General features: G+C 44.7%; 10 protein-coding genes and 1 pseudogene. 7 read left to right on the plus strand and 4 right to left on the minus strand.

Annotation, left to right across the window (positions count from 1 at the left end):
* Nucleotides 1–32: 32 nt before the first annotated feature.
* Nucleotides 33–1,670, minus strand: coding sequence for a TM0106 family RecB-like putative nuclease (locus RIM23_RS00415; RefSeq protein WP_446363484.1), 1,638 nt, complete (start codon nt 1,668–1,670; stop codon nt 33–35).
* A 124-nt stretch (nt 1,671–1,794) separates the two neighbouring features.
* Nucleotides 1,795–2,268: an FGGY family carbohydrate kinase gene (locus RIM23_RS00420; RefSeq protein ID WP_446363486.1), complete on the minus strand. Its 474-nt coding sequence runs from the start codon at nt 2,266–2,268 to the stop codon at nt 1,795–1,797.
* Between the two features lie 51 nt (nt 2,269–2,319).
* Here RIM23_RS00420 and RIM23_RS00425 point away from each other — a divergent pair, with 51 nt between their 5' ends.
* Nucleotides 2,320–3,309: a hypothetical protein gene (locus RIM23_RS00425; RefSeq protein ID WP_446363488.1), complete on the plus strand. Its 990-nt coding sequence runs from the start codon at nt 2,320–2,322 to the stop codon at nt 3,307–3,309.
* Nucleotides 3,310–3,560: 251 nt separating this feature from the next.
* Here the strand turns inward: RIM23_RS00425 and RIM23_RS00430 are convergent, their stop codons facing one another.
* Nucleotides 3,561–3,842 (minus strand): hypothetical protein, encoded by a 282-nt coding sequence (locus RIM23_RS00430; protein ID WP_446334964.1) that lies wholly within the window; start codon nt 3,840–3,842, stop codon nt 3,561–3,563.
* Nucleotides 3,843–3,945: 103 nt separating this feature from the next.
* Between RIM23_RS00430 and RIM23_RS00435 the strand changes: the two genes are divergently transcribed.
* From RIM23_RS00435 to RIM23_RS00460, 6 genes are all read left to right on the plus strand, one after another.
* Nucleotides 3,946–4,068, plus strand: a complete 123-nt coding sequence (locus tag RIM23_RS00435) for a hypothetical protein (protein WP_446363490.1) — start codon at nt 3,946–3,948, stop codon at nt 4,066–4,068.
* A gap of 262 nt (nt 4,069–4,330) precedes the next feature.
* On the plus strand, nt 4,331–5,500 hold the full coding sequence (locus RIM23_RS00440; protein WP_446363492.1) for a hypothetical protein: 1,170 nt from the start codon (nt 4,331–4,333) through the stop codon (nt 5,498–5,500).
* Nucleotides 5,490–6,488 (plus strand): pentapeptide repeat-containing protein, encoded by a 999-nt coding sequence (locus RIM23_RS00445; RefSeq protein WP_446363494.1) that lies wholly within the window; start codon nt 5,490–5,492, stop codon nt 6,486–6,488. Before RIM23_RS00440 ends, RIM23_RS00445 begins: the two co-directional genes overlap by 11 nt.
* A 257-nt stretch (nt 6,489–6,745) precedes the next feature.
* Nucleotides 6,746–10,771: a hypothetical protein gene (locus RIM23_RS00450; RefSeq protein ID WP_446363496.1), complete on the plus strand. Its 4,026-nt coding sequence runs from the start codon at nt 6,746–6,748 to the stop codon at nt 10,769–10,771.
* Between the two features lie 208 nt (nt 10,772–10,979).
* Nucleotides 10,980–11,540 (plus strand): Uma2 family endonuclease, encoded by a 561-nt coding sequence (locus RIM23_RS00455; protein ID WP_446363498.1) that lies wholly within the window; start codon nt 10,980–10,982, stop codon nt 11,538–11,540.
* A 99-nt stretch (nt 11,541–11,639) separates the two neighbouring features.
* Nucleotides 11,640–12,029, plus strand: a complete 390-nt coding sequence (locus RIM23_RS00460; RefSeq protein ID WP_446363500.1) for a hypothetical protein — start codon at nt 11,640–11,642, stop codon at nt 12,027–12,029.
* 102 nt (nt 12,030–12,131) lie between these two features.
* Here RIM23_RS00460 and RIM23_RS00465 read toward each other — a convergent pair.
* Nucleotides 12,132–13,811 (minus strand): annotated as a pseudogene (locus RIM23_RS00465) (DEAD/DEAH box helicase); the annotation flags it as partial.

Genomic DNA, 13,811 nt, shown 5'->3' on the forward strand with positions numbered 1-13,811 from the left:
TTTTCAGAAATCTTTGCATAACTTTGCATTCTTTAGACAGAGGTAAGAGTATTTGCTTGCAAAAATCCCCATAACCAGTTCTTCAGGTGATACGTAGCGCGGCAATCATCTTCATTGTAGCGTTGGATAATCTCCAGTACGGAGCGATCGCCTGTTGTCAGCCACTGCTCATAGAGACAGACGCATTGAGAACCCGTTACCCCTGCATCGCGCCATTCAAAACCTAACCACCGCGCTAAATGTTTGAGCGAGTAGCTTTCTACGGGTAGGGTTACCCTACTCATCACCTGCTTATGAACATCGACAAAGCGCGACAGTAAGGGCTGTAGGTGGGTGAATGGGGTTTTGTAAAGTTTGGCTAAGCGTTTGACGGTTTCGACTTCATAATCAGAAAAATGGAAGATGGGAGCATCGGGGTAGAGCCAAACCAACTCTAAAAATTGCTGCCAGATGACGGCTTCATCGTCGGGATGTTCTGCCAATAATGGGTGAAATGTCTCGGTATTACTCGATCGATCAATCACCAAGATACCCAGTAAATAGTCGAGATTTAAGTCGGGTTGAGCCTCGATATCAAAGAAGAGTTCGACAGAGGCTTTGGGTAATATATCCGTATATTCCCTGGAAGGCTGAGACTCTGAGAGAGAATTGACTCGATCACCATTCAAGTTGTGCTCAGGTTCCGTCAACTTGTCGAATGGGGGAATCTCTCTAGCTGGATCAAACCTCTGACGTAGAATCACGCGATTTTGCTGAATAGATTGAGCCTGTTGCAGCAAATTCGATGCCACTTCGCTGCCAAACAGAAATGCCAAGGTGCTAATCTCAGCTTGGGCAAGGGATTCTACCGTGGTTATCCCTAACTCCTGCAAACTCTGGTAGCGATTTGGCGTAACACCGGGTATCAAAGAAATATGCTTTTGAGACTGCGCGATCGCATAACAGCTACTATACCAATGACAAAGACCACATTTTTGCCGTGAGATAAAGACTTCTGGCGCTTGAGGTTGTTGCAAAGTTTGCATACATTCTGCCAAATCCGCCTGCATCAAGGGTAGCCATTTGTCCAGAGTAACCGAGTAGGCATTTTGACGACGTAAAATTAACCAAGCATGACTGGGCAAAATTCCCTGTATTTCACCCAAAAGATGGGCATAAAACGCGGCGATGATTTGATAATCCGCCTTAGCACGCCTGCCGAATTTAATGGATACTGGCACATACATCCAATCCCCAAAAATCGAGTTTCCCGGTTGTTTGACCAATAAATCAGGAGAACCCAGCAGCGTGACGCCCTCAACTGTTTGCCTGATCAAAAGTCCCTTAGCAATACAATCGACTCCTTGCTGCATCAACTCCCAAGTCGCATTCGCTCCCGCCTGCCAATCATCTCGCCCATAGCGAGGGGTTTGTATCGGCGTCAGGTTTGCCCCAGTAGGCAATAGGGATAGGAGTGGACTTTCTCCCGCACAAAGATAGCTCCCATTGTATTCCACGCTTTTGAGGATAGCTTTCCGATGTGCCGAGCTATCTTGGCGCAGTTTCAGCAGAAAATCTTGGGGCGGATCTTTTTGAGTCGGATCACCACAATAATCGAGAAACGCCCGACGCCGACAGCGTTTGTAATATAGGAGCAATTCATCCGTCAGCAGCATAGGTTCATTCGTCATTTGTCATTGGTTATTTGTCATCTGTCGTAGAACAGGGAGTTCACATTGATAGTTAACACTTGACTGGGGCGGGCGCGAGTTGCATCTGGGTTAGCGAAGAAAGGATAGTCGTGAAAGTGAACCCCTACATACTCAATAGTGCCGTACCATAAGCTGCTTCTGTGTGTTTGGGGGGTCGAATGGCAACCTGTAGCTGACGTTCGCGAATGGCTGTCCATGTTGTATTTTTAGCACCTCCTCCCGCCGTATAGACACAGGTGAGGGGAGTAGCACCGAGTTGTTGTAATAATTGATAGCCTCGTGCATCATTATAAAGAAGTGGCTCAGTGATTGGAGTACCTTCGCGATCGCACAGCAGTACAGTTGCCGATGTACCATCAATGGCGATACGAGTAATGTCCTGTCGAATCGATGCCGGAATTTGCTCAATCAGCCGATATAGAGTGTTTTGCCAAATTGCCGTTAATTCAGCCAGGGGAGTCGCCTCAAACCCACATTGCGCTTCGGATTGCACCGCACCTGTGGCGTCAATCACAATGGCTCGTGCGCCAGAGGTACCGAAGTCGATTCCCAGGTAAAGGATTCTAGAATTTACCATAAACTCGGGTGAGCTAGATTGAAAGGAGAATCTGAATTTTAGAATAACCTGATGAAGAAACCAGTCGTCCTGAGTGCTGTTGTGTTATTGATTGCCGGATGGGGGATAACGCCACCCTCTCCCTCTGTCAATGCTCAAACACCATTAGTTGCTCCCCAAACCCTTCCCGATGCAACCGAAAGTGCGGCTGAAGCGAAATCAACGATAGTCTTACTTTATCCAGGCGCTCAACCCCGGCAAATTTTGCGGTTTAAACCCGCCGCCAACACCAAGCAAACCACAGTCTTAACCATGAATATGGACATGACGGGGACGGTGGATGGTCAGGTGATGCCTAATATCAATATGCCGGCTATACAGATGAGCGTTGAGTCAGAAGTGACTCAGGTTGAGGCGAATGGGGATGCTCAGATTAAAGTGACTTACACTGAGGTGGATGTGGTTTCGGATAAAACCGCTCCGCCGGAACTGATTCGGACTCTGCGAGCACAACTGCAACAACTCAAGGATGTGACGATTACCTTTGTGATTGATGAGCAGGGAATCACTAAAGATGTGAACGTATCTTTACCGGAGGATCTTGATCCCAACCTCGAACAACTTCTACAGCAAATGTTGAGTTCTTTAGAGCAATTATCAGCGGTACCTTTTCCCGAAGAAGCCGTAGGAGTGGGAGCAACGTGGCAAGTATCTAGCGCTGTACCCGTTTCCGAGTTGCCATTGGATCAGATCCAAGTCTTATATGAGGTGGAAGATATTGAGGATGATCAGGTCACGCTAAAGATGAGTATGCAACAGCAATCTCAAGAATCGAGCCAGATGGATCTTCCTGGAGCGCCTCCCGGTGTGAATTTTAAGGTTCAGTCTTTTGCCACGCAAAGCGCTGGAACAATGACTATCGGGTTTGATCGGATCATGCCTCTTAATGGCATGATGTCTACACTTTCTAATATGGAATTTTTGGTTACGGCACCTGAGAGTGATCAAGAAACGCTGATGCGGATGAGTTCGTCTGTGCAAATAATGATGGATTCTCCGTAATGTTTCTTCTATAGCAGACAAAGACAGTCGGGGCGGGTTTAGTCATATCTGGGTGCAACCCTGAATGATAGTAGTCAAACCCGCCCCTACATTAAACCCGCCCTTCTAGGAGAGCAGGGAAAGAGAAAAATAGGTAATCTTCTACCGGGAAGGGAGTAATTGTAAGCCTAGTGTTTCTTGATAGTTAATCCAAAATCCCACAACTTTGGGTTGTGGGATTTTGGATTATAGAGTCAATTAAACAGAATGCTTTAGTTTTGATAGAATTTACCCTCGATATGATCTAACTTTTCCTCAATTTCAAAATGGTTGAGTTGTTCCCAGGCATCCGCGATCGCGAGAATTTCGCCGATCACAGAATGAGCATTTTGAGAGGGTAAAATATCCGACAGTTGCCAACTACCTTGGTCGAAAACCGTATCCTCCAACATGATAATATTGTGTTCAAGTTCTCTTCTAGCCTCTTGGAGTAATTGACTGAGCCGTTTGGCATTGCGTTTTTTGGCTTTGAGTTGTTGACGAGTAAATAACATAGTGATTTAGAGTGAGTCGATTACGACTCGTCGATAAGGGGTCAAACTGTCCCTAAAAGGGGTCAGTATTTATAATTTTCTTAGAGTGTGCCAGTTGATCAGGATGATTTCTAGGGGAGATGGGGGAGCCTGTTCCAGACGTGCCATGGCACGTCTCTTAGCAGAGGAAGCAGGGGATGTAGGGGCGGGTTTTACAGATAACTTATGCCAAAAACTGATAACTTAAATAAACCCGCCCAGCAGGGGGAGCAGGGGAGAGAACTTAAATAGCATGATTGTTGATGAAAGAGAGTATGACAAATGACAGTCTTGATATCATAGAGTTAGTAGAGTTGGAAACCCCTTTGAACAAAACTATTGACAAATAAAATAATATGTGCTAAAGATTCTAAAAACGTACCAATGTTCAAAGCGTCCGGCTCACGAACAAAACGCGGCGGATTATTTCTCTATAAAAGCGATAATTTCACAATTCATCATTCAGATTAATGCCAGGGTTATTAAGTTTAGATAGAATTGTTAAAAATTTGGAAACCCACGACAATTCAACACGGATTAAAAAGTTAATGGTTTATACCTGCCAAAATCAGTGGGAAAACGAGCTCCAAATTCTGAACCAGTATGAATTATCCGATTTAATCCAACAACTTCGCGCCTCCCATTTCAGTCTAGATCAGCTTCGTTCAACGCTTTATAGCTTTGCTGAAACGTTGAACCGCCAAGCGGAATATTTACTAGTGGCTGATACGATTATTCATCAATTAGAACCTCTCTATAGCGAACCCGACGAATTAACTCAAGTCGTCGCCGTAAAATCCCAGACTAAAGCTTCAAGTCAGCCGCCATGGATTGTCTCAGAAATCGCCAGGGAACTGGAAGAAGATAGTAATATCCTGCGGCTCAAAAAACTCATGGTTTATGTCTGCAAAAATCGGTGGGAAACAGAGTCACAGATTCTAGAACAATTGAACTTGGCAGATTTAATTCAAGACCTAAAAGAATCTTACCCCAGCATCGAAAAACTGAGTGCAGCACTCAAGCAGCAAGTGCAAACGCTCAACCGACAGGCGGAATATATTGTCGTGGCAAAAACGATTTTAAAGGCGCTACAAAAACTCTATACTGATGATTCAGAAATCACTAGTGTCAAATCAGCTAAAGCGGTGCGATCGCAGCCGCCAGCGCCACCACCGACAAAATTGCCCCCACAGGTCAATATAGGGACGCGAAAACGGGAAGATAAGGACAACCAGAGAGAATTTCCTAATCCCCAATCCCCAATCCCCAATCCTCAATTCCCACTTGTTAAAGGTCAGGAAATTGGGCAAAATGCCACTCAGGATTCAACGTCACAAACCTACCCTTATGATCCCTTTGATTTACGTCTGAATGTAATGAAATATACGACCCCGTTACGGGCAAAATTATTAATTTTTTCGGCACTCTATCGCCCAGTTCAAAAAACGCAACATGATTGGTTATTAATGAAAGCCAAGCCCTTAGACGATTTGTTGTTTGAACTGTTTTCTAATTGTCCCACACTTGAGGAACTTGAAGCTAAGCTTTACCAGACAGCAGAAGCCCTGGAAGACGCCGATGAAAACACTCAAGCCGCTGGCGCGATCGCACAATCAATGAAACGACTTTATGAACGTTAAAGAACTCCTACAGCGCTATGAAGCGGGAGAAACGAAGTTTAGTGGTGTCAGTCTCAGTGGGGTCAATTTGTTTGGGGCGGACTTAATTGGTATTGTTCTCAGTGGTGCTGATTTACATGGCGCTACGCTAATTTTTGCCTACCTGAGTCGCGCTAATTTAAGGAAAGCAAATTTAGTGGGGACGCGGTTAAGTGGCGCGAATTTAAATCAGGCTTGGCTGAGTGGTGTTAATTTAAGTAATGCCGATTTACATGGGGCAAGTTTACAAAGTGCTGACTTAAGAAGCGCCAATCTGACATTAGCCAGTTTGCTCGATGCAAATTTAATGGATGCTGATTTGCGGGGGGCAAATTTAAGTGGGGCGGATTTAACCGGTGCCTGTTTGCGCGGGGCTAATTTGCGAGAAGAGAAGCGTATGTATACTGCTAAGCTGCGGGGGGCAATCTTGCAGAACGTCGATTTACAAGGGGCAGATTTACGGGGAGCAGATTTGTTGAAAGTTAACTTAAGTGGTGCCAATTTAAGGGAAACAAATTTGCGGGAAGCTGATTTGCGGGGGGCAGATTTGAGTGGCGCCAATTTGAGTTCGGCATTTTTGACAGAAGTGAATTTGATGGGCGCGAATTTGCGCGGCGCTATTCTGAAGAATGTGAAATTGGAACGGGCAATTTTAAGTGAAGCCGATTTAACCGGAGTGAATTTACAGGGCGCTGTTATGCCAGATGTGAAGTTGAGTAAAGCCCAAGTGAGTCGGGGAAATCTGAGTTTTGCGCGATTGAATCGGGCGGATTTGAGTCGGGCAAATTTACGGGAAGCGAATTTGAGTGAGTCGGATTTGATTGAGGCATATTTGGCAAGAACAAACCTAATGGGGGCTAATTTGAGCAATGCTAATCTGACACGGGCAGAATTGAGTACCACGAATTTAATCGGGGCAAATTTGCAGGGGGCGACAATGCCTGATGGTCGGATTCATGACACAGATTGACACAGATTGAATGACATAGACAGAACACTGAATAGTGAAGCACACAGATTAACACAGAGAACTAAATAATTTCCTTCAAAATCGAATCATCTTTTCCCCATTGAGAACTAACATCTCTGTGTAATCAGTGCTACTAACCTCTAATCCCCCACCTCTAACCTCCCTCTAAATCCGAGAAATCAGTGTTACTAGGCTCCCACCCTTCACCCCGACTAGATTATGATTGGATAATGACTCTTTCTGTACTGGCTACATCTATGAAACGGCTATTAGAACAACTGGATGCGATCGCGGCAATTGTCGATACGGTTAATCCATCCCAGATAGAAGATGACCCTCAAGGTGTAGCTAATCGTTATCGGTTGTATGCTAGTAGCTACGACCCTCTCTTACGGGTAAAGACTCTGCGTGATCGCTTAATTGCTGAAATTTGCCAGGGGAAGCCTGTCAATGGCTATCTGAGTGCTGACTATGGCTATGGTAAGACGGCAACACTGGTTTATTTGTGGCATCAGTGTCAGCAACATCAGATTGTGGCGGTGCCACCGTTCAAGTTTAAGGAATTGGATAACTTGATGGTTGCCACGTATGGTTGGATTAAGACTTGTGTGCCACCTGAACGTATTCCAGAAATTGAGGCATTGTATGTTAAATATGGCAAACAGTCTCGATCATCGCAAGCCGCAGAACTAGCCCGGAAGTACAGGCTATCTGAAGACAAAGCCCTGAAAATTGTTCAAGACTTAAAGACTGATATTACCAACACCGATAGTGTGTTGAGTTTTTGGCAAGAGAGTATTCCGATTCTCCAGCAAGGGGGAATGAAAGGGTTAGCCATATTCGCTGATGAAAGCCAAGAATTTTTGCGAACGGAAGAAGGTTCTAGCGCCCGAATTCAAATTTTGAGTAATTTAGTTAAAGGGATGAGATCATTAGGAAATACGCCTGTGGCGTTAATTTTTAGTATGCCGACAGATCCCACGGAATCGGCGATTGAGGAACAAGCGGGTGATATTATCCACCGGATGAAGCAGCAGCACGTTTTTCTCCGACTCGCAGATGCTTATAGTTCTGAGTTTCCTGAGCAACTTTGGCATTCGTTGTGTGATAAGTTTTTGGATGATGGAGTTAAGCCGGAACAAGTTGCACATCCGGCGACAATTGAGAGTTTAGGACAGTTGTGCGATCGCAAAGATTTCAGTAATGGTCCGCGCACGGTTATTGAAGTCTATAAACGCTTGGTTGGTTTTGCCCGAGATAATAATCGTCCCTACACTCCCCTAGATTTAATTAATGATTATTTAGCCGGACGAGTGCAGTTTTATGGGGCGAGTCAACACCGAATTAATCATGCGATTAACACCTTAGAACAGCTAGAACCTGTGCAAAGGCATTCTCAAGGACGAGAGGTGATTCGGCTTCTGGCTATTTTTCCGGGGGGACTTTCTGAATCGGTGGCACAGGAATTTGGATTGAAAATCAGTCTTAGGGAATTAGCTGATGATGATCAGTTGTATGGTGTACATATTATCCAACTTAGCCACAATCGCTATGCCTTGGTGGCATTAAGTCAGCCAAATACTCCCACCGTTGTTGATAAAATATTGAATCGGTTTCGCCAGCGTTGGTTTCGGGATTGGCATGATGGGCAAAAAGAAGAGATGGCTGCCAAGATTTTCCGTTCCGATATTCTGCCTTTGTTGTTTCCGGTTAAGCGAGTCGGTCAAAAAGGGAATTGGAATTGGCGCTATCCTCAAGCCTGGAATGTGGATCGATTTGGCTCCTATACTTTTCTCAATGGTGCGCCAGAACGATATAATCCGGAATTTCCCAACCGTTCTTTAGTCATTAGTGTCGGGAGTCTCGATTCTGGCTTAATGAGATTTATTCCGCCTGAAGACAGTCATTTAGATTGGCGATTTTACCTAAGTTATGAGCGGAAAGCGCCTGAGAGTCAGCAAAAAATAACTGCGATCGCGGGAACGGGTCAGGTTGATTTTCATATTCAGCTTAGTCGCCGTTTTGAAGGGGGATATCCCACTGTTTTTGGTTTATTGAAAAAAGTTATCCCGGCGGAACAGTGTTCTGCTTGTACGCTGCTTACTCTCTCTGATTATATTCAAGATTGGCTATTGGATAATCCGGAAGTGAGTAAGGCAGATCGGGCGAGATTGGAACACCATCGTCAGGAATGTCATCAGTATGCCCTGCGATTGTTATTTTCAGAAGCTCGACATGATAGTTGGACGATTGAGGGGCTAGAGAAGGTGAAAGGTGCGGAAACGAAACTAATTGAGTCAGTGTTTTATCTGAAATGTAAAGCTCTTTTTCCTAACTATCAGTCTTTCTACAACAACTTGCGTCCTACCTTGCTTAAATATAAAGTGACGCTGGAGAAAGTGCCTCTTGCTGTTCGTCGGGGGCGTCAGTTGTATCAAGTTTCCAAAGCAGATTTTGAACGGTTATTTGAGACAATGGGTTCAGGATTGCCGAGTGTTTTGGCAATTTTTCAGAAGCATGGTTTGATTGCTGATTATAAGATTGCTAGCAAGAAGGGAGAATTTTCTCAAGTCCAATTTACCTCACATTCTCTGGAAGAATTTATTGTTCAAGCTTTGAAATTAACCGGAAGAACGCAAGTCATTGAGACGCGACAAGGACAAGAAGATAGTAAAGCGTTAGACTATCGAGAATTATGGCAAGAGGTGAAGCGGTTGGGCTATCTTCAAGACGAGTTTGAGGAAGCGATTGAATGGTTACGAGTGCGACGCTATATTGAGTGGGAGCGACAAAAGGGAATTGTTCGTCAAGCTGTAGCGGAACTAGAACCTGATGATTTAAGGGGTCAGTTAAATGAACTTCGCCACCGGGTTTCTGAGTGGCGAGGCGCTTTTGATGAGGCGATGCTTCATGACGTTGAACAAGGTTTAGATGAAGCTGAAAAAACTCTGAGTTGGGTAGTTGATGCATTGGCAAAAGACGATGATACGGCACAATTAAATCTTTTTGAATCAACTGTTTTTGAGTCAGGGAAGCCACAATCTATATCTGATGACAAAGCAGGGGATTTAATGGAAGCGACGGTAGTTCTCGATCAACTTCAGAGAACGATACAAGGAATGGGTGAGCAAGTTGAAGAATTTCGCCAGGAGAAACACTCGGCGCTTGAGCAAGAACTAGGTGATATGAAACGGCGGTTAGAAAATTTGACCAGAGAGTTGATTAACTCTAAAGTGAGTCAGCTTATTATTGGCAACAGTGGTTTAGAACCCTGTCTCAATGATTACCGGACGACTTTGGAACGGCAAGTTAAACAGCTTGATAAAGATTGCTATAAAACCAGTCATTCGATTGGTTTAGAGGAGGGTAATATTTTAAGCTTATATCGCCAAAGAGAGCAGTGTTTTCAGTCGTTGAGAAGTTACGAAAATAGGAAAAGAACGCTTCAGGATTGGGTGGCGGGTTTGGAACAGTGGCGAATTATTTTGACTCGCGCTGAGGTGTTGCGAGAGAATTTGGTGAATGACTCTCAAAAGCTAAGACGTTATGATGATGAATTTGTTGACCGAGTGGTTACCTATTTTGCAACTCACAAAATAGAGGGGTTTAGGGAGTATGAGCAGTTACAGCGCCCTTTAGTTGAACTTGAACAAGAGCTTTTACGAGATCGGCGATCGCGGCGGGAGGCTTTTGAGCAACGTCTCAGCCAGTATCAATCCCTGTTGGTGCGGATTTCAGACAATGAAACTTGTCTAAGTAATCTCTGTCGGTTTGATGAGGAAGACGAGAAGGGTTCTTACCAAACCCTGAGACAGGTGTTTTTAGATAAGCTGAATAATTGGTGCGATCGCAAAATTTACCAATGGGAAAAGCTGGAACAAGATTTATCGTTTCTGGCTCAAGAACGCCATCAAGATGTACAAGAGTTATTGAGTCAAGTTAGTCGTTTGAAACGTAGCTTAGATGAACGGGTCAAGGAATTATCGAAATTGATAGAAGCTGGAGGAGCCGGAGAGGAACAAATCAGGCAACTGCAAGCTATTGCTGAAGTAGAACAGAACTTACAGGCGGAATGGGTGACACTTGAGTTCGACAAAGATGAGAATCTTCAGGCGGAGGAGAGACAGCTTTTAGAGGCGATTGACTCTTTGGGTGATGAAGTCTCGATTGCTAAACTTCGGCAACAGATTTCAGAGGATAAGGAGCTGTGGAAACCGTTAAAGTTATTGTATCAGAAGGGACATTTAGAGATTACCTTGCACCGCAGAAACTTTAAGCCCTGAACTAAAGTTCGGGCTAAAAGCTCAAGTCAGCTAAAGCTGACTGGATATGGATTTTAGTCCACCAAGCTTGGACTTGAGCAACTCGCTGTGAAACTAAGCTAGGTTTGGAGTTGCGTAAATACCTGCATCGCTTACTACAAAACCCTAAAATCAGTGCCATTTACGTTAAGATAGAGATAGTACCTTTTTTTAGGTCATTGCAATTGCTATGATAACCACAGAACAAGTTCGCTGGACTGTTGGTGATTTAGAACTCTTTCCAGAAGACGGAAAACGGTATGAAATCATTGATGGAGAACTGATTGTGACGAGAGCGCCTCATTGGAAACATCAGGAGGTTACTGGAAATGTGTATGCTCAGTTACAGACTTGGTCGCGTCAGACAGGTTTAGGTAGAGCCGCGATCGCTCCGGGTATTATTTTCTCAGCTACCGATAGCGTTATCCCTGATGTGGTTTGGGCAAGTAATCAGCGATTAGAGGAATGCTTAGATGAGTCGGGACACTTAACTGATGCACCTGAGTTGGTTGTTGAAGTGCTATCAAAAGGGAATAAAGATAGACAACGGGATTTAGAGTTAAAGCTCAAACTTTATTCCACCCAGGGAGTGCAAGAGTATTGGATTCTCGATCGCCAGAAGCAGGAGATTAAAGTTTATCGTCGTGAACAGGCGATGCTGAAATTAGTAGTAACATTGTTTGCTCAAGATGTACTAACAACTTCGATTCTACCGGGGTTTAGTGGTATAGTAGGAGAACTATTTAACTAAACAAGTTTAGGTGAGAGTTATGCCCAAAATTATTCCCAAAATTTACTCAGTAATAGATGTCCGGGCAATGAAGTATAACCTCATAGCGATTTCAAAATCATGGAAATTATAAAGCTTCTGTATTCGACCACACTCATACTATTTACTTCGTTATTGTTATTTAAAAGCACTGCTTATAGTGCACCTTTTCCAGCCACCACGAATCTTGAAAATTCTGAAAAATCCGCCGCGATCAAGCAAACAGTGTCTGATGAAAAAATTAATGAAAAAATCAATGCGCTTTATCAAACTATTGAAATGGGTATGACTCTGGAAGAAGTACAAATAATTTTGGGAAGTCCTGGCATCTCAATGCAGGCAATAAGAAGACCCGATGGCGATATAATAACTGACCATACATGGGATTTTGAAAATGGCGACACAATCATTGTTAGAATCGGAGCCGATGGAGTTGTACAAAAAAATGTATGCTGTCCGCGCCCTTTGTAGGTTGGGTTGAGGAACGTAGGCGAAGCCTTCTCAAAGAGTAACCCAACGCCATCGTTAGCTTGTTGGGACTTCTTATAAACGCAAATGAATTAACCGTTAGAATCAAACATAATCCGCAGGTCGTCGCAAAATCTTAAACGGATTAGCCGACTTCACCTCAAAACTAGGATATCGCTCTTGAGCCACCTCTACAGCACGTTGCCACTCAGGATGCTGATCAGTCCAAAGGGGATGACGGATAATCAAAACCCGCGATCGCACTCTCCCTTTTCCCTGAGGAACATATCCTTGTAAACTGCCAAATGACTCGGAAGAAAGATACCCCAAACTCCTGATAATTCTAGGAATTGCAGCATTTTCTCCCTCCAGAAGATTGAGCCAAGGATTTCTTAACTCATGCCAAGGCGAACTCAGATCAACCCGATTAGCAGATGATAACGCAATTCTCGCCATATCCAAAGCCAATCGCCAATCGAGTAAACCATGATAGGGAAGATTGCTAAAATCTCGTAGACAGAGATTACAGGAGGTATCGCACTTGCTGCCGTGAGGTTGTGACCCTTGGGGATCAAGCTTAGAATCGATCCATTCCCAAGCAATCCCATCCTGATTGGTTGGTTGTGCCAAATTCATTAAAGCCGCAAACTCTTGGGGTTGCGCTAATAATCGACAATAACCTGCACCATTTTCTAGTTGATCGCACAAGAACGCTTGACCAATTGGCTTATCATCCTCACCAGGAAGGGAACGAAATCCCGCCTGTAGTTCCAATGCATCCACATCTAAACAATAACCCGCCGCAATCCGTAACCAAAAGGCAAAGGAGTACCAAGCCGCCCGTCCTTCTACAGTGGTTGGGTCAGCAAAGACTCCTGGAGACCATTGTTCAATATTAACCAGTAAAACATCTGTCTTGCGTCGTGAAATTAAAGCAACTCGGTGACAATTTCCTGATGCTGCAACCGCGCCGTCTTCCTCCTCTGTGGCTCCAAGTTTGACTGCATAAGCTCCGGGCTTGGAGACTTTACCGTAAATCTTCACACGGGTGTAAAAGTCAAACCCACCGTTACCCCCATTATCATTCACCGAGAGAATGCGATCGCTCAAATTCATCACTGCACAGTTACCAACCGTCGCCGCATCCGCATTTTCAGTCTGAATACTCAGAGACGGACGAGTTGAGCGCGGTTGCCATTCAAATTGTCCCTCAAAATCCTCTGGCTCTAAATCGGTGAAAAATCCCTTCGGTTCCCGTACATCCAAGGGTTTGAGTGAGGGTTGAGCATAATTACAAACCGGACAAGTTTGCTTCTGTGGCTCTTGACTACCCGGTAAAGGGTCTGATAAAGAGGGTAGAGGGACAACGGCTTGACAATGTTCACAGAGTCCAATTGGGTGAGGATTGCCCTCAGACAGGGGCGGATACAATCCAGGTTCAGAACGGACGATTCCCCCTGCTGGTTTGAGCGAGACAACGCCCACAGCCGTATGCACCGCCTTATCCTTGACGGTTTGCGAACCCGGGGCAAATTGACTCAGCGCCACATCTAAATTGCGGTCAATCACGCCATCGGTGGGGGGCCATTGGGATGAACGATGGGGAAAGCGAGTATATAAAGCTCTGACGCGAGTGGGAAAGCCAAACATCGGCAACAGCCCTGCATTCGCCAAACGCTCACTCAAGGCATCCTGGGTATAGGAGTGATCATCGACAATTTCACGGATTTCCGGAATCAAGCGATCGCGTAAATACTCTAGCATTTCTCTCTCAAACCCTTCACC

The organism is Coleofasciculus sp. G3-WIS-01 (genome assembly GCF_040223135.1).
In the GTDB taxonomy this organism is placed as follows: domain Bacteria; phylum Cyanobacteriota; class Cyanobacteriia; order Cyanobacteriales; family Coleofasciculaceae; genus Coleofasciculus.

Bases quoted from the DNA above. Each gene is read 5' to 3' on its own strand.
- RIM23_RS00455 (WP_446363498.1), top strand. From the start codon at position 10,980: ATGATAACCACAGAACAAGTTCGCTGGACTGTTGGTGATTTAGAACTC.
- RIM23_RS00460 (WP_446363500.1), top strand. From the start codon at position 11,640: ATGGAAATTATAAAGCTTCTGTATTCGACCACACTCATACTATTTACT.
- RIM23_RS00445 (WP_446363494.1), top strand. From the start codon at position 5,490: ATGAACGTTAAAGAACTCCTACAGCGCTATGAAGCGGGAGAAACGAAG.
- RIM23_RS00420 (WP_446363486.1), bottom strand. From the start codon at position 2,268: ATGGTAAATTCTAGAATCCTTTACCTGGGAATCGACTTCGGTACCTCT.
- RIM23_RS00435 (WP_446363490.1), top strand. From the start codon at position 3,946: ATGATTTCTAGGGGAGATGGGGGAGCCTGTTCCAGACGTGCCATGGCA.
- RIM23_RS00415 (WP_446363484.1), bottom strand. From the start codon at position 1,670: ATGACGAATGAACCTATGCTGCTGACGGATGAATTGCTCCTATATTAC.
- RIM23_RS00440 (WP_446363492.1), top strand. From the start codon at position 4,331: ATGCCAGGGTTATTAAGTTTAGATAGAATTGTTAAAAATTTGGAAACC.
- RIM23_RS00450 (WP_446363496.1), top strand. From the start codon at position 6,746: ATGAAACGGCTATTAGAACAACTGGATGCGATCGCGGCAATTGTCGAT.
- RIM23_RS00430 (WP_446334964.1), bottom strand. From the start codon at position 3,842: ATGTTATTTACTCGTCAACAACTCAAAGCCAAAAAACGCAATGCCAAA.
- RIM23_RS00425 (WP_446363488.1), top strand. From the start codon at position 2,320: ATGAAGAAACCAGTCGTCCTGAGTGCTGTTGTGTTATTGATTGCCGGA.